15 protein-coding genes are annotated in these 25362 nt (G+C 45.5%); 14 read left to right on the plus strand and 1 reads right to left on the minus strand.

Translation table 11 applies throughout. The features are described 5' to 3' along the window. Positions 1 to 81: 81 nt before the first annotated feature. Both DD657_RS05810 and DD657_RS05815 read left to right on the plus strand, forming a co-directional pair. Positions 82 to 2376, plus strand: a complete 2295-nt coding sequence (locus DD657_RS05810) for an amylo-alpha-1,6-glucosidase (RefSeq protein WP_287048978.1) — start codon at positions 82 to 84, stop codon at positions 2374 to 2376. 302 nt (positions 2377 to 2678) lie between these two features. Then, positions 2679 to 3719, plus strand: a complete 1041-nt coding sequence (locus DD657_RS05815; RefSeq protein ID WP_484054680.1) for a YeiH family protein — start codon at positions 2679 to 2681, stop codon at positions 3717 to 3719. Positions 3720 to 3888: 169 nt separating this feature from the next. On the opposite strand, the gene DD657_RS05820 is transcribed toward DD657_RS05815, so the two are convergent. Further along, positions 3889 to 4755, minus strand: a complete 867-nt coding sequence (locus tag DD657_RS05820; RefSeq protein WP_021987337.1) for an AraC family transcriptional regulator — start codon at positions 4753 to 4755, stop codon at positions 3889 to 3891. A 134-nt stretch (positions 4756 to 4889) separates the two neighbouring features. Here DD657_RS05820 and DD657_RS05825 point away from each other — a divergent pair, with 134 nt between their 5' ends. From DD657_RS05825 to DD657_RS05880, 12 genes are all read left to right on the plus strand, one after another. Further along, entirely contained in the window at positions 4890 to 6467 is a 1578-nt protein-coding gene (locus tag DD657_RS05825) for a sodium:solute symporter family transporter (protein ID WP_287048980.1), read from the plus strand. A gap of 33 nt (positions 6468 to 6500) precedes the next feature. Beyond that, a complete protein-coding gene (locus DD657_RS05830) occupies positions 6501 to 7529 on the plus strand; it encodes a glycoside hydrolase family 130 protein (RefSeq protein WP_021987335.1) in 1029 nt (342 codons plus the stop codon). 72 nt (positions 7530 to 7601) lie between these two features. Further along, positions 7602 to 9200, plus strand: a complete 1599-nt coding sequence (locus tag DD657_RS05835; protein ID WP_287048982.1) for an FAD-dependent oxidoreductase — start codon at positions 7602 to 7604, stop codon at positions 9198 to 9200. Between the two features lie 4 nt (positions 9201 to 9204). Continuing rightward, positions 9205 to 10422 (plus strand): hypothetical protein, encoded by a 1218-nt coding sequence (locus tag DD657_RS05840; protein WP_287048983.1) that lies wholly within the window; start codon positions 9205 to 9207, stop codon positions 10420 to 10422. 304 nt (positions 10423 to 10726) lie between these two features. Continuing rightward, entirely contained in the window at positions 10727 to 13582 is a 2856-nt protein-coding gene (locus DD657_RS05845; protein WP_287048985.1) for a glycoside hydrolase family 2 protein, read from the plus strand. 64 nt (positions 13583 to 13646) lie between these two features. Then, positions 13647 to 15284, plus strand: a complete 1638-nt coding sequence (locus tag DD657_RS05850; protein ID WP_287048986.1) for an FAD-dependent oxidoreductase — start codon at positions 13647 to 13649, stop codon at positions 15282 to 15284. 122 nt (positions 15285 to 15406) lie between these two features. Continuing rightward, complete coding sequence (locus tag DD657_RS05855) at positions 15407 to 17044, plus strand: FAD-dependent oxidoreductase (protein WP_021987330.1); 1638 nt, start codon at positions 15407 to 15409, stop codon at positions 17042 to 17044. A 218-nt stretch (positions 17045 to 17262) separates the two neighbouring features. Further along, entirely contained in the window at positions 17263 to 20349 is a 3087-nt protein-coding gene (locus tag DD657_RS05860; RefSeq protein ID WP_287048989.1) for a SusC/RagA family TonB-linked outer membrane protein, read from the plus strand. A gap of 25 nt (positions 20350 to 20374) precedes the next feature. Continuing rightward, positions 20375 to 21853 (plus strand): RagB/SusD family nutrient uptake outer membrane protein, encoded by a 1479-nt coding sequence (locus DD657_RS05865; RefSeq protein ID WP_068688987.1) that lies wholly within the window; start codon positions 20375 to 20377, stop codon positions 21851 to 21853. A 212-nt stretch (positions 21854 to 22065) separates the two neighbouring features. Further along, positions 22066 to 23538, plus strand: a complete 1473-nt coding sequence (locus DD657_RS05870; RefSeq protein WP_021987327.1) for a sialate O-acetylesterase — start codon at positions 22066 to 22068, stop codon at positions 23536 to 23538. Positions 23539 to 23659: 121 nt separating this feature from the next. Next, the gene (locus tag DD657_RS05875; RefSeq protein ID WP_287048992.1) at positions 23660 to 24352 is read left to right on the plus strand and encodes an SIMPL domain-containing protein; all 693 of its coding nucleotides are present in this window, start codon (positions 23660 to 23662) and stop codon (positions 24350 to 24352) included. A 110-nt stretch (positions 24353 to 24462) separates the two neighbouring features. Further along, positions 24463 to 25341, plus strand: coding sequence for a tetratricopeptide repeat protein (locus DD657_RS05880; RefSeq protein WP_021987325.1), 879 nt, complete (start codon positions 24463 to 24465; stop codon positions 25339 to 25341). The last annotated feature ends 21 nt before the right edge of the window (positions 25342 to 25362 follow it).

The following is a 25362-nucleotide window of genomic DNA, read 5'->3' on the forward strand; positions in this document are numbered from 1 at the left end:
TCGTTATATAGGTTTGGTTTTGTTTCGGAGATGGCAGGATTCGGTTTACATTTGCGTAATGTATTATAAATAAGGAATGTTATGAGATATTTATTACTCGGATTGGTGATTTTGGCAACAGCCTGTACGAAACAGCAGGAAGAATGCCGTATAGAGCCTTTGAATACCGACAAAATTGCAGTGGCGGTGACTCCTTCCGAAAACCGTGAATATTCGTTTACGGATAAAAAGTCGGGGTATTATTACGGACGTACACAGGAAAATGATTTCGGGGAATGGTTCGCCGGATGGAATGTACGCCAAAAGCGTATTTTTTCGGATTACAAACTATTTGTGGATACGGTTTTTCTGGATCGCCGTAATGCACAGGCAAAGATGTATCCGTATAAATTGGAGCGGGTATTCGCACAGGCTACAGAGGAATTACTGATGTCCGATAATGAAGCTGTTTTGTATATCCGGCTGACAGATATAAAGGGCAGGTATATCGGGATTCAATTGAATACCGGTTTGTTAGCATCAATGAAGCAGGAGACAGACGGACTTACTTATGTTCCCCGGGAAGCGCCGGGGAAAGAAGTGAAGGTTGTGCCTTTCCGTCCGGAAAGAATAGAGTATACCGATAGTGTACTTTGGACTCCGGCCGCTGCCGGAGGTTTTCTGATTGCTTACGGAACGGCTGCCGGATGTGACTCGCTGATCCGGGATTTCCGGTCGGCCGGGGAACTGAAACTGGCAGCCCGGAAAGAGCGTATGGAAGGTATTTTGCAACGGAATCCGGTGCGGAGTAATCTGGATACACTGGATGAGGCATTGGCTTGGTTGCTGCTGACAACGGACGAGTTGGTGACGGATCAGCAGGGGAAGGGTATTTATGCCGGTTTGCCCTGGTTTAACGAATATTGGGGACGGGATATGTTTATTTCGATGCCGGGCGCCGTACTGGTGAACGGACAGTTTGAAACAGCGAAAGAAATTTTAGCGGATTTTTCCCGTTTTCAGAATAAAGATTCGGTTTCGCAAACGTGGGGCAGGATTCCGAACCGGGCCAATACGGAAGGCATATTGTATAATACGACGGACGGTACGCCCCGTTTTGTTATGCAGATTGAAGATTATATTAAATATTCGGGGGATACGGCTTTTATCCGGCAGATTTATCCGGCTGTAGCTTTGAGTATAGATGCTGCTATCCGTAATTATACGGATGAAAAGGGGTATTTATTGCATGCGGATGCCGATACGTGGATGGATGTGAAGCGGAACGGTATTCCCGGATCGCCGCGGGGAAACCGGGCGAACGATATACAATCGTTGTGGTATCAGCAGTTGATGGCCGGAAAATATATGGCCGGGTATATGCACGACCGGGTTAAAGCCGGGGAATGGGACAGTGTGGCACAACGGTTGAAACAGAATTTTGAAGCCGATTATGTAGACAAAGGACGGGCTTTTATTGCCGATCATCTGAATACAGACGGTTCGCGGGATGTACAGGTGCGGCCGAATCAACTTTATGTGTTTGAGTTGATCGGAGATGAAGATGTAAAAATGGGTGTTACCCGGAAAGTATGGGAAGAGTTGGTATATCCCTGGGGGACGGGTTCTTTGTCACAGAAAGATCCGGATTTTCATCCGCAGCATGAAAATTGGGAATACTATCATAAGGACGATGCTTATCATAACGGTACGGTTTGGTTGTGGAACAACGGACATGCTATGCAGCGGATGATAGAGATGGATCAACCCGATATTGCCTGGAAATTGTTTGAGAATATGAATCGTCAGGCTTTGGCAGAAGGGGCGGTAGGGAGTCTTTCGGAAAATGCGGATGCGCATCCCCGTGAAGGCAAAAATTGGGCGAAACGGTCGGGTACATTCCTGCAAGCCTGGAGCAATGCCGAGCAGTTGCGGGTGTGGTATCAATATTTTCTGGGTATTCGTCCCGATATGATAAAAGGGGAAATTGTGATAGAGCCGAAATTACCGTCAGCAATAACCGGTTTGCAATTTAAGGAACGGATAGGGAAAGGCGTATTGGAAGGTTGTTTTAAACGAAGTGGCGATGTGACGGAATATACTTACCGGTTGCTGAATGAGGCGGCGGATATTGATTTCCGTTTGCCGCTGTTCGGGAATGTGAGGGTTGGCTTGCAGGCCGGAGACCGATTGACGGTGAAAGACAGCGGAAGCCGGTTGGCGGTGGTCGTCGCGAATGTGCAAGGGAAAGAACTTTACCGGCACGATTATCCGCTTGTTCCGGAGAAAAAGCGGCTGAAACAATTGCGGGATGAATTTTTTAAGGATACCCGGTTTGCTGTTCCGGAGAAGCAAGAGAATCTGAAAGCATTGAGTAAGCGATATACGGGAAAGTAAAGTAGGGGAAAAGTCGGTTTCCGAATGATGGAAACCGGCTTTTTTGTTTATTTAAATCCGTTGATTTAATAAACTTTACGCTTCGATTTTATTTGGTATTAGGTTTAAAAGAGGTGCTGAAAGCGATCCGGATGTATTATGCATACTGAACGATTTGTTATAACCGGAAGTTATAGGGTATAACTATTTCGATTCGGTCTATCTCGTGAAAATGTTGTTCTTTTGCGACGGATTCAGGCGGGGAGTTATCAAAATCTGTCTGAATATCGTTTCAAAGTCAGGGAATATTAAATTCGACAATAATGAAGTTAAGTGAAAAAAGAGGCAATATGCTTCACGGGGTTCTGCTCATCGCACTTTTTTCGTGTGCGGCATTTTATATCGGAGATACGGTTATTATGAGAAAGCTGTCTTTCAGCCCTTTGATTATCGGTATTATTTTGGGGATGCTGTATGCGAATAGTTTGCGGAACCGTTTACCGGAAACCTGGGTGCCCGGTATTTTATTCAGTTCCAAGCAACTGTTGCGTTTGGGTATTATATTATACGGTTTTCGTCTTACTTTTCAGAATATCGTGGATGTCGGACTTTCGGCAATTTTGATCGATGCTACTGTGGTGACTGTTACTATTATAGGGGGAGTGTTTGTGGGACGATTGCTGAAAATGGATAAGGATGTTGCTTTACTGACCTCTATCGGAAGCGGGATATGCGGTGCCGCCGCTATATTGGGAGCCGAGGCTACCATTAAGAGTAAACCGTTTAAAACAGCAGTCGCTGTATCGACGGTGGTGATTTTCGGAACGATCTCGATGTTTTTGTATCCGGTATTGTATCGTAACGGGATTGTAGATTTATCGTCCGAACAGATGGGACTGTATACAGGGTCGACTTTACATGAGGTGGCACATGTGGTAGGAGCCGGAAATGCGATGGGTAAAGAGATTTCGGATGTGGCTATTATTGTGAAAATGATCCGGGTGATTATGCTGGTGCCGGTTTTGCTGGTACTTAGTTATCTGATTTCGTTAGCCAGACGGAAATTACAGCCGGTGGCCGGAACTACCGGAGGCGAAGCTACCGGAAAGATTACCATCCCTTGGTTTGCGCTGGGGTTTCTGGCCGTGATCGGCTTCAATTCTTTCGATTTATTGCCTGTAAGTTTGGTTGATTTCATCAACAATGTGGATACATTTTTATTGACGATGGCTATGACGGCATTGGGAGCCGAAACAAGTATCGAGAAGTTTAAAAAAGCGGGAGCAAAGCCATTTATACTGGCGTTGATTCTGTACGGTTGGTTGTTGACAGGTGGGTATGTACTGGTGAAACTTATCGTATAATAGATCATGTTAGGTTTTAGATTTATGATGGAAAGGTCATAAAAGTACAGAGGCAGGAACGATCGGTTTCCGGTTAGACGAAGACAGGTTTTCCTATTCGAAAAATTGACTTTCAATCAAAGATCGACAGTTGTTTGTTTATAAACGATGACACCGGAAAACGGTATTATCAGAATTTGATCAGCATTTTTTGTACGTACTCCCGGTATTCGCTGGGGGTACTTCCTTTTTTCTTGCGGAAGATACGGATGAAGTTCGACAAGTTGTTGAATCCGCAGGAGTAACATACTTCAGCAATGCTGTGTGTGGTGTCGAAAAGCATTTGACAGGCTTTACCGATACGCAGGTCGTTGACATAGTCGATAAAGGTACGTCCGGTTCTTTTTTTGAAAAAGTGGCTGAAAGCGGATTCCGACATGCCTACCAGATCTGCGACGGCGGCGAGGTTGACTTCGTCTTCGATGTGTTGTTGAATGTATTCGCAGGCTTTGGAGATACGCCGGCTTTTGGATTCCCTGACGATGTTTGAGATGTCGTAAGAACTGCTGGTGAGCAGATGCTGGTTGCGGGATACAGCCAGGTCGTACAAAATTGAAAAGAACGATAAGGCCGTGTCGAAGCCATGCATTTGTGTCAGTTCCAAAATTTTTTCTTTCATATCTTTTTTGACATTTTCCGAAAATTCTATGCCTTGTTTGGAGCGTTCCAGTAATTCGCGTATGGGACCGAATAATCGTTTGTTTAGTATCGGAAAATCAAGCAGTTGGTCGTGGAATTGGATCGTAATGACATGATTACCTTCAATGGTTTCTCCTCGCCAGGCGTGCGGGAGGTTGGGACCTGTCATGACGAGATCGAGTCCTCCGAATTCGTTGATGGAATCACCTACAATCCGTTTTCCACAGGTATTTATTACCAGATTTATTTCGTATTCGGAATGATAGTGTACCGGATACACAAAATCAGCATTGGGATGATTAAGGACAATAAACAGGTCTTCACCGGACAGTGGGGTAATTTCTTTTTGGATTTCCATGGCTGTAAAATTTGAAACAAATATAATAAAGGTTGTGTCTTTTTTCAAAAATGTATAGTTAATCAACAAAAAAATATATTGTTCTGCGTATTTTATCGTCTACATTTGTATTGTTCATTTTAAGCGAGAAGAATATGATGTCGGTTTCTGTCGGTTTTTGGGATTTGCTGATTGTAGCGGTTTATTTAATTTTTATTATTTGGTGGGGTGTCCGTCACGGCATGAGCCGGGATACCCGTTCTTATTTTCTGGCCGGCAGGAGTATGCCCTGGTGGATTGTCGGACTGTCGCTTTTTGCGGCCAGTATTTCGAGTACGACCCTGATCGGACAATCGGGAGATGCTTATCACACAGGTATTGCTGTTTTCAATTACAATCTGACGGGTGTCATCGTCATGGTATTTTTTCTTTTCTTTCTGCTTCCTTTATATCTGAAGTCGAATATTTTCACAATCCCGGAGTTTCTGGAAAAACGTTTTGACAAACGTTCCCGCTATTATTTTTCGGGGATTTGTATTATCGGTAATATATTTCTGGATGCTGCCGGAGCTTTGTATGCGGCAGCTTTGATTATCAAGCTGATATTGCCGGAGGCCGATTTGCAGACGGTAATTATTATTTTCGGTATTATTGCGGCTTCCTATACGATTCCGGGTGGTTTGTCGTCGGCTATTAATGCCGAACTGATACAGGCGGTGATTTTGATTGTCGGATCGGTGATTCTGACGGTGTTTTGCTTTCGGGAAGGTGGAGCATATTTATCCGGGTTGTTGGCTGACGGTGATTTTTCCGTGAAGCTGATACGTCCGTTGGATGATCCTTCTACGCCCTGGTTGGGTTTGATTGTGGGAATGCCGGTGTTGGGCATCTATTTTTGGGCGAACAATCAGACTTTGGTGCAACGGGTATTGAGTGCAAAGAGTGTGGATGAGGGACGGAAAGGGATTCTTCTGACGGGGTTTCTGACATTATTGACTTTGGTGATTATCGTTTTTCCGGGAATTATATCCCGTTATCTGTTTCCCGGTTTAGAGAAACCGGATATGGTATATCCCAATATGGTGATGCAATTGATGCCGGTAGGTTTGTTGGGCGTTATGCTGGCCGCTTTGCTGGCCGCCTTGACGTCTACACTGAGTGCTATATTGAATTCAACTTCTACTTTGTTTACGATGGATTTCTATGCCCAGTTGAATAAGAAAGCCGATTCGGCATCTTTGGTGAAAGTCGGGAAAGTGGCTTCTTTAGTAATTATTGTATTGGCGATGTTGTGGGCACCTTATATCGGAAAATTCGGTTCTTTGCTGAAGTATTATCAGGAGATGTTGTCGTATATCGCTCCTCCTGTGGTTGCAGCTTTTCTTTTGGGTGTATTCGGAAAGCGGGTGAATGGCAGTGGGGTATTTATCGGTTTGTTGGGGGGATTGGGGATAGCGGTATGTATGTTGTTTTTTAAAGAAATGATATTCGGCAATATGCACTTTTTGTTGATTGTACCTTATCTTTTGACAGCGAGTATGGTGATTATGGTTGTGGCCAGCTTGTTTTTTAAAAAACCTTCTCCGGAAAAGTTGGAAAATACAACTTTCAACATAGCGGATTTCAGACAGGAAACGACAGATTTAAAGGAAGTAAAGTGGTTCCGGAATTATCGTTTCTGGTCGCTGGTATTGTTAGCGGGGTGTGCTTTGATTTGGGTATTGCTTTATTGATTAATCGGAAAACAGAATAAATGTGTATGTATTATGAAATTGATGAAATTTAGTGGGAATCCTGTTTTAAAGCCGAATCCGGAGGTGGAATGGGAAAGTTTGATTGTATGTAATCCGGGGGTGTGGTATGAAAACGATACTTTTTTTATGCTATACCGGGCGGCCGGGAACGATGTGGAGCATGTTATTCGTTTCGGTCTGGCGGTGAGTAAGAACGGTTATGATTTTAAGCGGGTGTCCGAACGTCCGGTTTTTGTACCCAGTAGTGACGGACCGGATTCGGGATGCGTGGAGGATCCCCGGATTGTTAAGTTTGATGAGGATTATTATATTACGTATGCGTATCGTCCTTTTCCTCCGGGACAGTATTGGACGTTCGGCCATGATGAGGTGTTGCTGCCGGAGTGCGGAGGACAGGCTCCGTTAGCTTTAAAGAAAAATCTGGGGTGTAGCGGATTGGCTATTACCCGTGATTTCCATACATTCAGACGGTTGGGGCGGTTGACTTCTCCGATGTTGGACGACCGGGATGTGATTTTGTTTCCCGAGAAAGTGGGGAAATATTATGTGATGCTTCACCGTCCGAAAGAATATACCGGTGCGGAGTACGGGGTGAAATACCCTTCGATATGGGTGAAGTTTTCAGATGATTTATTGAGTTGGGAGGATAAGGAGAGTCATTTGTTGATTACCGGCCGGGAAAATACGTGGGAGGAAAAGATCGGAGGAGCCACTCCGCCGTTAAAAACGGATAAAGGATGGCTGATGTTGTATCACGGTGTTGAACACGGGGGTAGGGGATATTACCGGGTGGGCGCCGTATTGTTGGATAAAGAAAATCCTTTGAAGGTGTTGGCGCGTACGCCGGATTGTATTCTGGAACCGGAATTTAACTATGAGTTGTGCGGTAATTACCAGGGGTGTGTGTTTCCAACCGGAAATGTGATCGTGGAGGATATGTTGTATGTGTATTACGGTTGTGCTGATAAGTATATCGGTTTGGCTACCTGCCGGGTGGAAGAGTTGACGGATTTCCTGTTAAATGACTGTAAAGTGTGTTAAGGATTTCCGGCAGTGTGTTTTATTGTTTTATTTTTATCAAAAAATAAGTGTGTAAGTGCTAAAATAAAGAGTATGTATAAGAGTTTACTATTTATGTTGGGAGTTGTATTTTCCGGTTTGTGGTGGTCTTGTGAACGGGCAGCGGAGCAGTATGACATTGTGGTTTACGGCGGTACGCCGGCCGGGATCATGGCAGCTATACAGGGACAGAAAATGGGGAAAAAAGTGATCTTACTGGAGCCGGAAAGCCGGATTGGTGGATTGACGGCAGGTGGACTGGGAGATACGGATCACGGTAAAATTTCGACGATCGGCGGCTTGGCCGCGGATTTTTATCGGCGGATAGGTGTCAAATACGGACAACCGGAGGCTGTGTGGCAATTCGAGCCGAAGGTGGCTTTAGCGGTATTTCAGGAGTTGATTGCGGAAAACAAAGTGGATTTAAAATACCGTGAACGTTTGGATTTGGAGAACGGAGTTGTGAAAGAGGGCAGCCGGATTGTTTCTATCCGGATGGAATCGGGAAATGTCTATAAAGGAAAAGTTTTTATTGATGCGACTTACGAAGGGGATCTGATGGCTAAGGCCGGAGTTTCTTATTTTGTCGGCAGAGAAGGAAATGCCAGGTACGGAGAAAAGAATAACGGTATCCGTCCGGAAGGAGAGAATGAATTGCCGGGTGGTATCGATCCCTATCGCGTTGCGGGAGACCCGGCCAGCGGTTTGTTACCCCGGGTGAATGCAGATGCCGGAGGAAATGCAGGGGATGAGGATACGAAGGTGCAGGCATATTGTTATCGGATGTGCCTGACGGATTCGGTGGAAAACCGTATTTTTATCGAGAAACCGGAAGGATATGACGAAATGGAATACGAGTTGTTGTTCCGGGCTCTGGAAAAGGGAATGCCTAAAGACAGGTGTTTTAAGCTGCATCTGGTCGGCAACCGGAAAACGGATTCAAATAATCATTACGGGGTATCGACCGATTATAACGGCGGTAATCATAATTATCCCGAAGCCGGTTATGCGGAACGGGAAAAGATACGGAAACAGCATGAAACGTATCAAAAGGGATTGGTGTGGACTTTACAGAATCATCCGAGGGTACCGCAAGAAGTGCGTGCGTATTATGCGGCCTGGGGATTGCCGAAGGATGAGTTTGTGGAGAACGGACATTGGACGCCGCAATTGTATATCCGCGAGAGCCGTCGTATGACAGGAGACTATGTGGTGACGGAAAATGTGGTTCGTTTGCGTGAGCCCGTGAGTGATCCGGTGGGGTTGGGGTCATATGCGATAGATTCGCATCACACTCAGTATTGTCTGGATAAAGAAGGGTATGTACGTTCGGAAGGCGGTTTTTATCTTCCGTTGAAGCAGCCTTACCAGATCAGTTATAAGGTGATGTTACCCAAAAAGCAAGAGTGTGCGAATTTGCTGGTTCCGGTCTGTGTGTCGGCTACTCATGCGGCTTATGGCTCTATCCGTATGGAGCCGGTATTTATGATTCTGGGACAGTCGGCGGCTTCGGCAGCGGCTTTGTGTATAGAGAAAGGAATAGATGTACAGGATTTGGATTACGCTGATTTGCATAAAGAATTGGTGAAGGGGGAGCAAATTCTCGAAAATCCGGATAATGAAGCGTATAAGGTGAATGCTTTTGAAAAATAAAAAAATGGGACGAATCGGATTATTAGTAGCATTTGTTTTGTGGGTCGGAGTGGGTATGGCTCAGGAACCGGAGATCAGAAATACGATAGAGAAATTTCGTCCGACCAACGGATGCCGGATTCCGGCGGATATCAAATTCCGTCTGGGAGCTACCCATGTAGGGGGAAAATATTGCCTGACGGAGGAACCTTTTATTATAGAAGGAGCAAAGAAACTGAATGAATTGGGGTATGGTATTATCAAGTTGTGGTTTGCCAACGGAGAAGGGAATCCGAAAGGATATATGTACCATTCGGACTGGAAAGTGACCAGACAAACGACTTTGAAGGAGTTAGCGGAACATCCTTATTACCGCCGTTGTTTTGATATGCCGTTTTCGGTATTCGCGTTGAGTATTTCGGATGGATTTCCGGGGAATTCGACGAAGGATCTGACGGTCTCTCTCGCTAAGACGGAAGAGGATATCTATCGGTTGTCGCTTTATCTGTTGCAGACATATCGGGACCGGGAGATTACGTTTATCATACAGAATTGGGAAGGCGACTGGTTGTTGAGAGGAGGAACCGGACCGGATGCCCACTGGGAGATAAACGGAGCTCCGGCAGATTGGAAGTTGCGGGTGGAAAATATGTGTAAGTGGGTAAATGCCCGCCAGCGGGGGGTAGACCGGGCCAGAGCAGAGGTGAAGGGGGGGAAGTGTAAGGTATACCATGCAGTCGAGGCCAATCGTGTGATGGATGGGCGAAACGGAGTGCCCTCGGTGGCAACGCATGTACTTCCCGGGGTAGAAATCGATATGGTTTCCTGGTCGGCGTATGACGGCGTTTCTGAAGACGGTGTAAAGATGTATGAAGGAATTTGTTTTTTAAAGCAGAATATGCGCCCTACGGCTGAAATGAACGGAAAAAAGGTGGTGTTTATCGGAGAGATCGGTTATCCGGAGAATATGGCGAACCGAACGAAAGAAGAGGTTGTCCGGATGTGGGATACGTTTATGGCGGTGTATCTGGCGTTGGATATTCCTTATGTTTTTCATTGGGAATTGTATTGTAATGAGTTGAAGGCTGACGAATTCGACCGTAAGCAATATCCGTCCCGCTCTGCCGCCGATATGCGCGGATTTTGGCTGATTCGTCCCGATGGCTCGAAAAGCTGGGCTCAGGAATATCTGGAATCGGTATTGAAATGTGCAGGGGAAAGGTATGATAGAATGGGTCAATAAGTTGCAAGGTGATAGAGTTCATAAGGATTTTAGGTTTTAGATTATAAATTGAAGAATGGAGCCGGTGGGAAAATTACATGAGGGGACGGACTCATTGTGTAATTTATAATTTTTGATTTACGGTTGGGGATGGGTTTGATAAGGACGTGCTTTATAGAGGAGGGTATCGGTATTTGCCGGTGTCGGATAAGTTTCAAACCGGTTTGTCTGTGCAATTTGGGAGAATACTGATCGGGGTTTGAAATGCAAAGGTAAAAGGTGTTGTAGGTTTAGGTGTTAAAATGAAAAATGAAATAATATGCGAATGAAATATGTATGGTGTTTGGTGCTGGCTTTGTGGATAGGCGAATCCGGAGCGCAGTCACGGTTGAACTTTGGAGAAGCTTATCCGCAGGGCCGGACGGATTTGCCTAAGTCGAAGGTTCCTTTTCAGAAACCGGAACGTAAGCCGAAGCGGAATGAGGTTTGTGTTCCGGAACGAAAAGGGGAGGCTGAATATTTTTTACGGACGGGCTGGGAACTTGCCGAAGCACAAAAACTGACGGCTTCCGGACAGTCGGTGTTCGACCTGGATTTGAATACGAAGAATTGGTATAACGCTACTGTACCTGGAACGGTGTTGACCACTCTGGTGAATGAAGGGGTATACCCCGATCCGTATTGGGGATTGAATAACCTGGCGATTCCGGATTCGCTCTGCCGGACAGATTGGTGGTATCGCCTGGTATTTGAATGTCCGGCAGAACAGATTGGAAAACGTTGTTTTATCGTCTTGGACGGCATTAATTACCGGGCTGAAATCTGGCTGAACGGAGTGAAGCTGGGACGGATGGACGGAGCTTTTGTACAGGGAAAGTTTGATGCTACCGGATGTATGAAGACGACCGGAAAAAACGTGTTGGCGGTTCGTATTTTGCCTCCTTCCAATCCGGGAATACCGCAGGAACAGAATGGAATGGATCATGGAAATAACGGAGGAGTACTTTGTCTGGACGGTCCCACTTTTATATGTACGGAGGGCTGGGACTGGATTCCGGGTATACGTGACCGGAATATCGGTTTGTGGCAGGATGTCCGGCTGGTATTTACCGGAGCCGTTGTTTTAGAGGATATACGGGTGATGACGGATTTGCCTTTACCGGATACGACACGTGCGGATCTGTATGCAGAGATCGGGCTTGTAAACCGGGAAGCTGTAGCGAAGCGGGGAAAAGTCGAATTATCTGTAAACGATGGAGTCGTGACGAAGGATTTTGTTTTAGAAGCTTCGGCAAAACAGCGGCTACGGTTTGATCCTACGGAGTTTGCTGAATTGAGATGGCAAAATCCCCGCTTGTGGTGGCCGAACGGTTACGGAAACCCTTGTTTGTATGAAGCAGAAGTCCGGGTGTGGGTGGAAGACCGGGTATCGGATTGCCGGAAAATTCGTTTCGGAGTGAGGGAATTGGAATATGAGTTGACGGTGGATGCTGAGGATCGGGAAGATGTACGCATCCTGTTCAATCCGCAGAAGGCTTATGCAGCCGGAAAGCCGGTAATCGATAATTTAAAACGGCGGAAAGTCGGTAATTTGTATTTCCCTTCCCTGAAAACCGGTTTGGATGCAGAGGGTATTACAGTTTTGGGAAATGATGGTACGGAGCCTTATCTGGTGGTCCGTGTAAACGGGAAACGGATTTTTTGCAAAGGGGGTAACTGGGGAATGGACGATGCGATGAAGCGGGTAGCGAGGGAGCGGATGGAACCTTATATGCGTTTGCATAGGGAGCAAGGATTCAATATGATACGTAATTGGACAGCGGAGAGTACGGAAGAGGTGTTTTATGATTTATGCGATGAATACGGAATACTGGTGTTCAATGATTTTAGCATGTCGACCGAAGGGATCAATCTGTTACCGGCTGATTTCAATTTATTGCTGGAAAATATTCGTCAGATTGTGGTGCGTCACCGCAACCATCCTTCTATTGCTTTGTGGTGTCCCCGTAATGAGGGATTTGCTCCCGGGTATCTGGAGTACGGTATTTCGGATATTATCGCCCGTCTGGACGGCACCCGCCATTATATCGGTAATTCGCGCACGATGAATACGATCAAGAGCGGTCCCTGGCAATATACCTTACCTGTGAACTATTTTAAAATGGCGGCGGGTTTTGCGAATGAGGTCGGATCGCCCTCGCTGCCGACAGCGGAATCCGTGCGGAAAATGATGGCAGAGGAAGATTTATGGCCGATCGGGGATGTATGGTATTATCACGACTGGTTGATGGGGAAATGGGGGGATAGTCCTTTGATTCAGGGGTATCAGAATGGTATAAACCGGCAATTGGGGGAATCATCCGGGGTGGATGAGTTCTGCCGTAAAGCGCAATTGCTAAATTATGAGAGTTACCGGGCTATTTTCGAAGGCTGGAACAGTAAGTTGTTCGGTTCTGCTACCGGTGTGTTGTTATGGATGAGTCATCCGGCCTGGCCCAGTATGGTGTGGCAGACTTATAGTTGGGATTATGAAACTCCGGGGGCTTATTTCGGGGCAAAAAAAGCGTGTGAACCTTTGCATGTGCAGTGGAATCCGTTATCCCGGAAAGTAGAGGTGGTGAATGCTTCGCTTCGGGAATATAAAAATCTTACGGCAAAAGTTTGTATATATGATTTGAAGGGAAAGAAGTTGTGGGAAGAACGAGGAACTGTACAGTCGGCATCTAACCGGATGTGTGAGGTTTTTGTGTTGGAAGAAAAAGCAAATTGGCCGGAAGTGTATTTTATCCGCCTGGAATTGAGGGCGGGAAAACAGCTTTTGTCGGAAAATTTTTATTGGGAAACGACTTCTCGTACGGCAAGGGATTTTACGGTTTTGAATCGTTTACCCGTTACCCGGTTGACGGGGAGATGTCGTGTCCGTGAGGAAAATGGAATTGTAAAAGCGCGGATTATCGTGGAGAATCCGACCGATAAAGTGGCACTGGCTGTAAAATTAAATGTCCGGGACAAGGATACCGGAAAAGCAGTTTTGCCTGCTTACTTTTCCGACGGCTATTTTACCCTTTTGCCTTTTGAAAAGAAAGAGATCGGACTTGAATTTACTGCCGATGGGAAAAATAACCGGCAGATTACGGCAGAAGGATATAATGTGAGATTACAGGAGTTGTCCGATCTGTGATCCGGATTTCAGGGGAGTTAGACTGGTTGAGGGGAATATTTGTGGAAAGAGAAATAAAATAACTATGAGAAAGAGAAGTTTGTATTTGATTTTGTTGTTATGTCTGGAAATGGTTGCCGGTGCTAAGGAGCGTGTATATTCCGCCGATATTGTGGTGTATGGAAATTCGTCCTCGGCGGTTGTCGCTGCCGTACAGGTTGCCCGGATGGGGAAAAAAGCTCTGCTGGTCGCTTCGGATGCTTGTCTGGGAGGTTTGACGGCTTCCGGTCTGGGAGCTACGGATATTAACGAGTACAGGGCTGTCGGTGGGATCAGCCGGGAATTTTACCGGCGTGTGTATCAGTATTATCAAAATCCCGGTGTCTGGACAGTGATGGGGCGTGAGACCTATTTCGATGCTATCCGGAAACGGGTGTTTACGGGAAGGAATACGGATGCACAGATGCAATGGGTGTTTGAACCGCATGTGGCACAATCGGTTTTCCGGGAAATGCTGCTGGAAGCCGGAGTACAGGTTATATACGGGAAACTGGACCGGGCAAAGGGAGTGATAAAGAAAGGGGGCCGTATTGGTACGATTGTATTGACAGACGGGACCCGTTGTAACGGAGGTATGTTTATTGATGCTTCCTATGAAGGGGATTTAATGGCAGGTGCGGGTGTTTCCTATATTGTCGGCCGGGAGGCGAATACCGTGTACGGAGAATCGGTGAACGGAATATTGCCGAACGATCATGTGAAAAAGAGCCGGGTGAAAATCGATCCTTACCGGATAGAAGGGGATACTTCTTCGGGGGTGTTGCCTTATGTGGAGGTCGGTCAGCCCGGAAAAGCAGGGGAAGGTGATAAACGGCTGCAAGCTTATTGTTTCCGTTTTACTTTGACGGATGTTGCTGCAAACCGGAAAGAGATCATCCGTCCGGAGGATTATCGTCCCGAATGGTATGAATACATTATCCGTCTCTTGCAAGGAAATCCGGACTGGACATTGAAAAATATACTGACGATAACTCCGATGCCGAACGGTAAATCAGATGTGAATCATGCGGATTTTGTCGGAGCGAATTACGGCTGGCCGGAAGGGTCTTATGAAGAGCGGGAAGAGATGAAGGCTTTGCATCGTTCTTTTACGTTAGGGTTGATTTGGTGTTTGTCTCATGACGAGCGGGTGCCGGTAAATATCCGGAAGGAAATGTCTCGTTGGGGATTGGCAAAGGATGAGTATCGGGATAACGGGAATTTTCCTTACCAGGTGTATGTACGTGAGGCACGGCGGATGATCGGGGAATATGTCATGACGGAGCATGAGGTGACCGGCGTGAGGGAGGCGCCTGAGGCTGTCGGATTGGCTACATACTGGTTCGATTCGCATATCGTATCCCGGTTTGTAGATGAGAAAGGAGCGTTACGGGACGAAGGCGGTTTTTGGAAGAAGCAGACGGTATATCCGGTGGCATACGGTAGTATTATACCCCGGCGGAAAGAATGTGAAAATTTATTGGTTCCGGTATGTCTTTCGGCTTCACATGCGGCTTACGGGTCCATTCGTATGGAGCCTGTCTATATGGTTTTAGGGCAATCGGCAGCGATAGCGGGAGTACTGGCTTTGGAACGGAAAGAAGCTGTCCAGGAATTACCTTATGCCTTGTTAGCGGATAGCTTGAAGCAGCAGGGGCAGATTTTAAAATGGGAAACGAAATAGCTTTGTCTGAAATCCCGATATGCGATCAGGGAGCGTGGTGTAGATGATCTTTATCAGAAGGAGGAAGCATGTGATTTGTGAATGGAATAACGGATGAAAATAAATACTTAAAACAGAATACGATGAAATGGAATGACTTGGGAATTATTGTTTTGATTCTGTTCGGCTGCCTGCGTCTTGAGGCAGCCGGATATGACGTGGTTGTATATGGGGCCAGCAGCGGAGGTGTTACGGCGGCGGTACAAACAGCCCGGATGGGCAAGCGGGTTTTGTTGATCAGTCAGGACGGGCATGTCGGTGGACTGACGGCTTCCGGTTTGGGGGCTACGGATATTAATCAACGGGAGGCGATCGGCGGATTGTCCCGGGAATTTTATCAACGGGTATATGATTATTATTCCCGAAGTGAGGTTTGGACGAATCCGGAAGGCTGGGAATATTACAGCAGACAATTGGGAAAGTATTTTTGGAGGGGAAAAAACGATAGTTTGCGGATGCAGTGGATGTTCGAACCTCATGTGGCGGAAAAGATATTTCAGGATATGTTGTTGGAGGCTGGTGTAGAGGTTGTGTTCGGAGAGCGGTTGGATTTGCAGGTGGGGGTAGAGAAAAAGGGGAACCGGATTGTACGGATAAGAATGGAGAATGGCCGTGTATATGAAGGTCATATGTATATCGATGCGACGTATGAAGGGGATTTGATGGCTTTGGCCGGAGTTTCGTATACGGTGGGACGGGAAGCGAATGCTTTGTACGGAGAGACGATGAACGGGATATTGCCGGGAAAATTTGCCCATAAGAGTAACGTAAAGATAGATCCTTATGTGGTGGAGGGAAATTCCGCTTCCGGCCTGTTGCCTTTTGTCGAGGCCCGTGTACCTGGTGTAAAAGGGGAAGGCGATCATCGGGTGCAGGCTTATTGTTATCGTTTTTGTTTGTCGCGTGATCCGGATAATCAGCGTCCGATCGAGCGCCCGGAGAATTACGATCCTTTGTGGTTCGAGCATATTTACCGTTGGGTGAAAGGAAATCCCGGTGTTACGTTGAATCATATTTTAACTTTGACCCCGTTGCCTAATGATAAAACGGATGTGAATCATGCTGACTTTGTGGGGGCAAATTATCTTTGGCCGGAAGGAAACTATGAGATACGGGATTCGCTTGCCGGGATGCACCGGGATTATGTACTCGGTTTGTTGTGGTTTTTGGCCAATGACCGCCGTTTGCCCGACGATATACGGGGGCAGATGCGTTTGTGGGGACTGGCGAAAGACGAGTTCCGGAACAATGGGAATTTTCCGCATCAGATTTATGTCAGGGAAGCCCGGCGGATGCAAAGCGATTACGTTATGACGGAAGCGGAGGTTACAGGGAAAAAGGTGGCTCCCGAATCGGTGGGGCTGGCGACTTATTGGTTTGATTCGCATGTAGTGAGCCGTTATGTGGATGAAGAAGGGGCATTGCACGACGAAGGTACTTTTTGGGACAAGGAAAATATATATCCGGTCAGTTATCGTTCGATCTGCCCGAAGGAAAACGAATGTACCAATTTGCTGGTACCGGTATGTCTTTCGGCCAGCCATGCCGCCTACGGTTCGATTCGTATGGAGCCCGTATATATGGTACTCGGTCAGTCGGCTGCTGTTGCCGCTGTTCTGGCCATAGAAAATAATAAGAGTGTCCAGCGTTTGTCTTATCTGAAATTGAAGCAAGCCTTGCTTTTGTATCATCAGATTGTAGATTGGAAGAAAGAGAAGTAAACGGAATGTGGGTTCGTTTTAATGCTTATTTTCCAGATTTATAGGGATATGTATGTCGTATTGTATCGGGATTTTATGAGAAATGTTAAAAAATGAGGCTGAAATTTTCAAAAAAGTATAATAAAGCAACAAAAAAAGTGAAAGTATTCAACAAAGGGACTGATACATTTGTATCAACGAGATTTCTTTAAATGTAACAGATTTTAACTATGAAACACATGATTGACTTATTTGATTCATTCAAACCAGGAAAACGTTTCCGTCCGGGAAATTTTTCGTTGATGGTATGTTTGCTGGTTTTGGGAATGTTCGGTTTTTCATCTTACGGCTATGCGCAGGACGGATGGGTGACCGGAACGGTGACGACGAAGCAGGGAGAAACCCTGATCGGGGTGTCTGTTTTGGAAAAAGGAACATTGAATGGGGTAACTACGGATGTTAACGGAAAGTATTCGATAAGAGTTTCCGGGAATGCCGTATTGCAGTTTTCATTTGTAGGAATGAAGAAACAGGAAGTAGGGGTAAATAACCGGAGTTTGGTGAATGTTGTGATGGAAGAAGAAACAGAAAACCTGGAAGAAGTAGTGGTTATCGGATACGGTGTTGTACGGAAGAGGGATTTGACGGGAGCCGTATCTTCGGTATCTGCCGAGAGTGTGAAAGGTTTGCCGGTAAAATCGGTAGATCAGATGATACAGGGGCGTGCTTCCGGAGTATTTATGGTACAGAATTCGGGAATGCCGGGAGCCGGAGCTACGGTTCGTATCCGGGGAGGAAATTCGATTTCGGGTGGTAATGAGCCTTTGTATGTAATCGACGGGGTACCTGTTTATGCACAGGCAGGAAGTAGCCAGACGACGTTGAGTCCGCTGAATACGATTGCGACTTCGGATATCGAATCGATAGAGGTGTTGAAGGATGCTTCTTCTACAGCGATCTACGGAGCCCGTGGAGCGAACGGGGTTATTCTGATAACGACTAAAAAAGGAAAGGCAGGACGTACGTCAGTATCTTTCGATATGTATGCCGGATTTCAGAATATCCGCAAAAAATATAAGTTACTGAATGCGGCGGAATTCGAACAGTTGGCGAATGAAGCTTCGGTAAACGGAGGCGGACAGGCAATATATGACCCCAATGTGATTCCGGAGACGACGGATTGGCAGAAGCTGGTTCGAAATGACAATGCATTGACACAGAATTACCAGTTGTCAATATCGGGCGGTGATGAGAAAACGAAGTTTTTAACTTCTTTCAATTATCAGACGCAGGATGGTATTATCAAAGCAACTGAGTTGGAGCGTATGACTTTTCGGGGAAATCTGGAACGTATCGTATGTCATGGATTGAAATTCGGGACGAATCTGTCTTTGGCTCATGTTACGACGAATAAAGCCGGGGTTAGCGCTTTGGAAATGATGTTGGTGGCTCCTCCCAATATTCCGGTAAAAGATGCGGAAGGTAAATATACGAAGCAGAACCGTCTCGGGGAAATTTTTACGAATCCGATGGCTGTCGTGAATGATAAGGTAGATAAGAATAAACAACTTCGTGTTTTGGGAAATGCTTTCGGAGAGTGGGAGATTATTAAGGGACTGACTTTTAAGTCGACGATCGGCCTGGATTTGATACATTCGGACAACCGTTCTTATACGCCGATGACGATCAATGCAGGAGAAATTGTGAACGGTGACGGGAATGCCAGCAATGACAAGACGTATACCTGGGTAAATGAGAATACGTTGACTTATATCCGGGATTTCGGACCACATGCCGTCAATGCGTTGGTCGGTTTTACACAGCAGGGAAGCCGTTGGGAAATGATGAAAGCAGGTGCACAGGGATTTTTGAACGACAATTTGCAGATGAATGACCTGGGATCGGGGACAGTAGTTAAGACCCCTTCAACCGGGGTATCCGAATGGAGTTTGATGTCTTATCTGGCACGAATCAATTATTCGTATAACGGAAAATACATGTTGACGGCTTCTTTTCGTGCTGACGGTTCCTCTCGTTTCGGTGCCAATAACCGTTGGGGCTATTTCCCGTCGGCAGCCGTTGCCTGGCGTGCTTCCGAGGAAGGTTTTATCAAAGACCTGAATGTGTTCAGTAACCTGAAGATCAGGTTGAGTCACGGTTGGATCGGCAACCAGGACGGTATCGGAACTTATCCTTCCATTGCTTTGCTGGATAAGATGGCAGCCGTATTCGGAGATACGAAATACATGGGATACGGACCTTCGCAGGTTGCTAATCCCGATTTGAAGTGGGAAACTACCCGGCAGACAGACCTGGGTATCGATTTTGGTTTCTTTAACAACCGTTTGAATCTGACCGCTGATTTTTATTATAAGAAAACCACTGATTTGTTGTTGAATGTGAAGATTCCGGCAACTTCGGGTTTCGATTCGGCTTTGAAAAATGTCGGATCGGTGGAAAACAAAGGACTTGAGTTGAGTTTAAGCGGAGATCCCTTTGTAGGTGATTTTTCCTGGAATTCCAGTTTTAATATTACATTCAACCGGAATAAGGTGTTGAGTCTGGGTGGAGAGGAATCTATCGTACCGGCGGGAGGGAATAAGAGTCAGGGAATGGATGTATCGCGTTTGTTAAAAGTAGGAGAACCGATTGGTATTTTCTACGGTTTTGTAGGAGACGGAACTTTCAGCACGACAGATGATATCAAGAATTCGGCTCAGCCGAAAGCAAAACCGGGAGACATCCGCTTTAAAGATTTCAGTGGTTCGGATGGAAAACCGGATAACAAAATCGACGATTATGACCGGAAAATTATCGGTTGTGCACAACCGGATTTCTACGGCGGTTTTACGAATACATTCTCGTATAAGAATTTTGATTTGAATGTGTTTATTGTTTTCTCTTACGGTAATGATATATACAATGCCAATAAAGCCCGTCTGGAAGATATGCAGGGTACCTGGAATCAAAGCCGGAATGTGTTGAATCGCTGGACTCCGGAGCATCAGAATACCCCTGTTCCGAGGGCATTGACGGCTAAGGCTACCAGCCGTTCCTGGGATTATCTGATCGAAGACGGTTCTTATCTGAGAATCCAGAATATCCAGTTGGGATATACTATTCCGGAGAAAATCCTGAAGAAAACACGACTCATACGTTCGGCCAGGGTATATGCTTCGTTACAGAATTTCTTCACTTTTACGAATTACAGCGGATACGATCCTGAAGTCAGTCTTTATGGACAGGATAATGTCGGTATGGGATATGATTACGGTTCTTATCCTTCGGTGAAAACCGTGTTATTCGGTTTAAACCTGAATTTTTGATTGATGATTTTAAAAGATTGGAACGATGAAAAAATATATGATTTTTATGGTGGGTGCTTTGTTGGGATTGTCCGGATGTGTGGATCTGGATTTGGTCCCGGAAGGCTCAATGGCTCCCGATAACTTCTTTAAAAGTGAGGGAGATGCGAATTCGGCTGTTATTTCGGTTTATTCCGGACTGGGTAGTCATTATATTTACAACCAGTACTCAGAAGTGATGAATTCGCAGGGTACGGATGATGCCGAATGGGGAAACGGACGGAATACGTCCAATGCGGATAAAAACGATCTGGATAAGTTTACCTTCAGTCCGGCGACCAAACTGGTGTATGAGTTCTGGCGGACTCAGTATACCGTAATCAATCGCTGTAATTATGCCATCGATAATATTTCGGTTATGGGCGAGGACAGGATTTCTTTGAAAAAGAAAAATCAGTTTATAGCGGAAGCTCGTTTTTTGAGAGCTTTGTTGTATTTTAATTTAGTGCGTACTTATGGTAAGGTACCTTTGGTATTGAAAGAGACGACTTCTTTAAATGATTTGAAGGTAGCGAGAAGCAGTGTGGATAGTGTGTATTCACAGATTATTTCGGATCTGGAGTTTGCAGAACTGAATCTGCCCCGTAAAGGAGAGTATGCTTCGGCTGATCTGGGACGGGCTTCTAAGGGAGCGGCCAAAGGGTTGTTGGCTAAAGTATACCTGACAATGAAAAAATATGATAAAGTAGTGATCAAAACCGAAGAAGTGATGGGTATGGGGTATCAGTTGTGGGATAATTACGCCGATAATTTTGATCTGACGAAAAAGAACGGACAGGAATCTATTTTCGAAATACAGTATAAAGCCGGTACCGGTAATCCGGGAAGTTCCTATAACGGCTATTTCCGGCCTCCTTTTGTGAAAATTAACGGTTGGTCGGGATATGGGGATAATCCGGTTACTAAAAATCATTATGATGCTTATAAACCGGGTGATTTACGCCGGGATGTAAATGTAAGGTTGTATACCCGTGAGGAATATCCCAATATGGCCAGTTCTATTCTTTATCCCTATTATTGCAATAAGTATCTGGATTTTTCAAAAGAAGCAACAGTAGAGAACAGTGGAAACAATTATCCAATCCTGAGGTATTCGGATATTTACCTGATGCGGGCTGAAGCGTTGCATGCTCTGACACCTGGGAGTTCGGAGGCTTATGAGTGTGTGAATAAGGTCAGAAGACGTGCTTTCGGCAAACCGATAGATACACCTTCCGATATTGACCTGAAAACCGGTTTATCACCGGAAGAATTTTTGGATTCTGTTTTGTATGAGCGGCGTTTGGAATTTGCCTTTGAAGGTCAGCGGAGATTCGATTTATTGCGTACTCATAAACTGAAAGAAGCAATGGAAGCCCAGAATCCGTCTATCGCTGCTGCAATAGAGGAAAAACATTACCTGTTACCTGTGCCGCAGCTTGAGCGCGAAAGTAATTCTTTGCTCGACCAGAATCCGGAATGGTAAATTACGATTGTAAATTTTCGGATTTATGATTTCGGATTAAGATGCACAAACTGTTTGTGTTAGCGGGAGTGAGGGCATGTGTCGTTTGTGTAGGAAGATATAGAGTTGAATTAATCTGTTAGATAGATGGATCCCGCGAACGTACCGATCATTGATAGTACAGTTCGCGGGACTGTCTGTTTATTGGGAAGCGGTTGTTTAAAATGAAAGTTATGAGAAAATATATTGTTTTTTGGTTGTTATGTTGCTTTTGTCATCCGGTTGCCGGTTTTGAGTTGTCTTCCGTATTACAAAGTAATATGGTGATACAACAGGGAAAACCGTTTTGTGTATGGGGGACTGCACGTGCGGGTGAGAAACTGACGGTACAGGCCGGGTGGACTCCGGAAGTGTTGAGAGTAGAAGCTGATGAGGACGGGAACTGGGAGTGCCGGATCAAAGTACCGGACGTGAAGTCCGGGGATTTTACTTCTTATCGTTTGGAAGTGGTTGCGACGGATACGACTGTCGTGCTCGAAAATCTTGTAATAGGGGAGGTGTGGTTTTTTTCGGGACAATCGAATATGAATATGACGATGGAACCTTTTTTGCCCTGGCATAAAGGTATATTGAATCATGAGCAGGAAATCGCTTCCGCCGATTATCCGTATATCCGCCTGTTTACAACGGTTTTGAATCCTTCGGATTTGCCCACGGACCGGGTGGAAGGGACCTGGCAGGAATGTACTCCTGTAACCGTCCGGAAGTTCAGTGCCGTTGCTTTTTCTATGGGCCGTAAATTGTTCGAAACGTTGAATGTTCCGGTGGGATTGGTGGTTTCCTCCCGGGGAGCAATGTCCTGTCAGGCTTTTACGTCACGGGAGGTGTTGGAAAATGTGCCGGTTTTGAAAACGAAATATCTCGATCCCTGGCTTTCGGCTCCGGAGCAGGTAAAGGAGGGGAATGTGCCTTATAGATTGTATAACGGTATGATCTATCCTTTTCGTCATCTTTCGATACGGGGTTTCGGCTGGTATCAGGGTGAAAATAATTGTAATGACGGGAATTGCTATGCACTTTTGTGTGCCGAAATGGTGAAAGGTTGGAGAAAAGTTTTCGGGCAGGGTGATTTGCCTTTTTATTTTGTACAGATGACGCCTTATAGCTGGAAAAAGAATGATTTTTACGGCGGACATTACGCTGTGTTCCGGGAAGTTCAGGAGAAGACAATGCGTTTATTGCCCCATAGCGGAATGGTGGTAACGATGGATATCGGGGAAACAGAATCTATTCATCCGGTAAATAAGCGTCCGGTGGGAGAAAGAATGGCGGCATTGGCTATGCGACGGGTGTACGGATACAAAACGGTGGTATGTGAAGGTCCGATGTATAGCAGGGTACAATATAAAGGGAAACAAGTGGAGGTGTGTTTTAAAAAAGGGTCTTTGGGTACGGGTTTACGTACAAATGACGGGCAAATGCCTGCGCATTTTTACCTGGCGGGGACCGATAAACGCTTTTATAAAGCGAAGGCTGAAATTGTCGGGGACCGAGTCGTATTATCGGCACCTGCAGTGAAGACACCTGTGGCTGTACGTTATGCTTTTCTGACTTACCCGCTTACGAATCTGGAAAATAAAGAGGGTTTCCCCGCTTGTCCGTTCCGGACGGATAGTTGGACGGATGCCGTATATACCGGAGAATAGTCCGGGTATAACGATCCGTCGATTATACAAGTTTTGCCGGTTTCGGAAGGAGATCTGTAAGGTTTGTATAATCGGCGGATTTTTTATATCTTGCTTGCAGATCATTTAAATTATAGCGATTATGAAAGTGTTATATGTATTGTGTTGCCTGATTTTATGGGGCTGGGGAGGTATGGCTCAAACGGGGGAAAAAAATTTTATCGACCAGAATTATGTAGAAGTGACCGGGACAGCAGAGCTGGAAATCGTACCGGATGAAATTTACCTGCGTATTGTAATCAGTGAGAAGGATAAAGGGAAAAAAAGTGTGGAGGAACAGGAGAAAGAAATGGTAAATGTTTTGAAAAATCTGGGGATAGATGTGCATAATGATTTGGCAATCAGTGATTTGTTCAGTGATTTTAAATACTATCTGCTGAAGCGTACGGCTATACAAACGGAAAAAGAATACCAGCTTTGTATGCATGGAGCAGATAAGATCGGTCGTTTATTGACAGATCTGGAAGCGGTAGGAATTTCAAATATTTCAATTTTACGGGTGGATCATTCACAGATAGCAAAGTTTCGTCGGAAAGTAAAGACAGATGCCGTTAAAATAGCGAAGGAGAAAGCCGAAGATTTTGCCGGGGCAGTCGGGCAGGAGATCGGGCGTGCATTGTATATCAGTGAAAATGAAGGTGGCTATTATCCCCGTCAGAATGCAGTAGCCAATGTGCGTGTCAGAGGTGTGGGCTCGGTTGACAGTACGCCTGTTTTAGATTTTGAAAAAATACCGTTGAAATATACGGTGGTGGTGAGGTTTGAACTGAAATAGGACTTGTCGTATTGGATTGAGCCCGTTGTGATGAAGATTGTAAAAGTGCTACCTTTTTTCGTGTGGTAGCGAAGTCAGAAATAAAAGAATTAATCTCAGATCGGAAATTTATGAAAAGATATTGGATAGGGTGCTTTTTTCTTTTTTTAGGTCCGGGGCTTTTTGCACAGGATTTAATCGACAGGATGGCTGAAGCGGCTTGTAAATGTTTGGATTCACTGGCTTTGTCTTCCGGAGATTCGATAAATTATAAAGTTTGTTTGGCGCAGGGAATGGCGGTGACGATGGAAAAGGCGGGTGAGGAGGATAGAGTGAAGATGAATCGGGTAGAAAACATCAGAAAAACAATTGAGCAATTACAAAACCGTTTGGTGCAAAATTGCCCTTTGTTTAAGTCTTTGATATTGCAGGAAAGGACGGACCGGTTTTATGCTCCTTCTTCGGTTAAAGAAGCAAATGTACACTTCAATCAGGGGGTGGTTTATTCGATGGAAAAAGATTATGCCAAAGCAATTACCGAGTATCGTCAGGCGTTGAAAGCGGATGATAAATTTGTGAAAGCCTGGGATAATCTGGCGGTAGTTTACCGGAAATCAGAGAAATACCGGAAAGCTTTGGCGTGTTACGACAATTCTTTGAAACTTTTTCCGGAAGGTCGCGTCGCTTTACTCAATAAAGGCATTCTTTTGGAAGCGATGAAGGAATATGAACCGGCATTGAAATCCTATCAGCTTTATATACATCTGTATCCGGAAAATCCGGAGGGATACTGTGGTGCGGCGAGGGTGTATTATGCGCAACAGGATTATGAACATATTCTCGACTACCTGTTGCCGGCTCATCGTTTGTATGTTGAAAGTAATTCACAGTTTCAGGGAGAGACGGGACGTATGATCGACGGGGTTTATAGTGGGATGAAAGCGAAGGGGCAAGAAGAACTTTTCAAGGCGAAGTTTGAAGAGTACAATTTTGTTTTCGGGGAGGAATAAAGGACTGAATATTTACGGGCA

Source organism: Culturomica sp. (assembly GCF_003524185.1).
In the GTDB taxonomy this organism is placed as follows: Bacteria; Bacteroidota; Bacteroidia; order Bacteroidales; family Marinifilaceae; genus Culturomica; species Culturomica massiliensis.

Excerpts from the sequence above, each read along its gene's own strand:
- DD657_RS05840 (WP_287048983.1), top strand. The coding sequence starts at position 9,205 with ATGGGACGAATCGGATTATTAGTAGCATTTGTTTTGTGGGTCGGAGTG.
- DD657_RS05850 (WP_287048986.1), top strand. The coding sequence starts at position 13,647 with ATGAGAAAGAGAAGTTTGTATTTGATTTTGTTGTTATGTCTGGAAATG.
- DD657_RS05875 (WP_287048992.1), top strand. The coding sequence starts at position 23,660 with ATGAAAGTGTTATATGTATTGTGTTGCCTGATTTTATGGGGCTGGGGA.
- DD657_RS05810 (WP_287048978.1), top strand. The coding sequence starts at position 82 with ATGAGATATTTATTACTCGGATTGGTGATTTTGGCAACAGCCTGTACG.
- DD657_RS05835 (WP_287048982.1), top strand. The coding sequence starts at position 7,602 with ATGTATAAGAGTTTACTATTTATGTTGGGAGTTGTATTTTCCGGTTTG.
- DD657_RS05870 (WP_021987327.1), top strand. The coding sequence starts at position 22,066 with ATGAGAAAATATATTGTTTTTTGGTTGTTATGTTGCTTTTGTCATCCG.
- DD657_RS05845 (WP_287048985.1), top strand. The coding sequence starts at position 10,727 with ATGAAATATGTATGGTGTTTGGTGCTGGCTTTGTGGATAGGCGAATCC.
- DD657_RS05865 (WP_068688987.1), top strand. The coding sequence starts at position 20,375 with ATGAAAAAATATATGATTTTTATGGTGGGTGCTTTGTTGGGATTGTCC.
- DD657_RS05855 (WP_021987330.1), top strand. The coding sequence starts at position 15,407 with ATGAAATGGAATGACTTGGGAATTATTGTTTTGATTCTGTTCGGCTGC.
- DD657_RS05880 (WP_021987325.1), top strand. The coding sequence starts at position 24,463 with ATGAAAAGATATTGGATAGGGTGCTTTTTTCTTTTTTTAGGTCCGGGG.
- DD657_RS05830 (WP_021987335.1), top strand. The coding sequence starts at position 6,501 with ATGAAATTGATGAAATTTAGTGGGAATCCTGTTTTAAAGCCGAATCCG.
- DD657_RS05815 (WP_484054680.1), top strand. The coding sequence starts at position 2,679 with ATGAAGTTAAGTGAAAAAAGAGGCAATATGCTTCACGGGGTTCTGCTC.
- DD657_RS05825 (WP_287048980.1), top strand. The coding sequence starts at position 4,890 with ATGATGTCGGTTTCTGTCGGTTTTTGGGATTTGCTGATTGTAGCGGTT.
- DD657_RS05820 (WP_021987337.1), bottom strand. The coding sequence starts at position 4,755 with ATGGAAATCCAAAAAGAAATTACCCCACTGTCCGGTGAAGACCTGTTT.
- DD657_RS05860 (WP_287048989.1), top strand. The coding sequence starts at position 17,263 with ATGATTGACTTATTTGATTCATTCAAACCAGGAAAACGTTTCCGTCCG.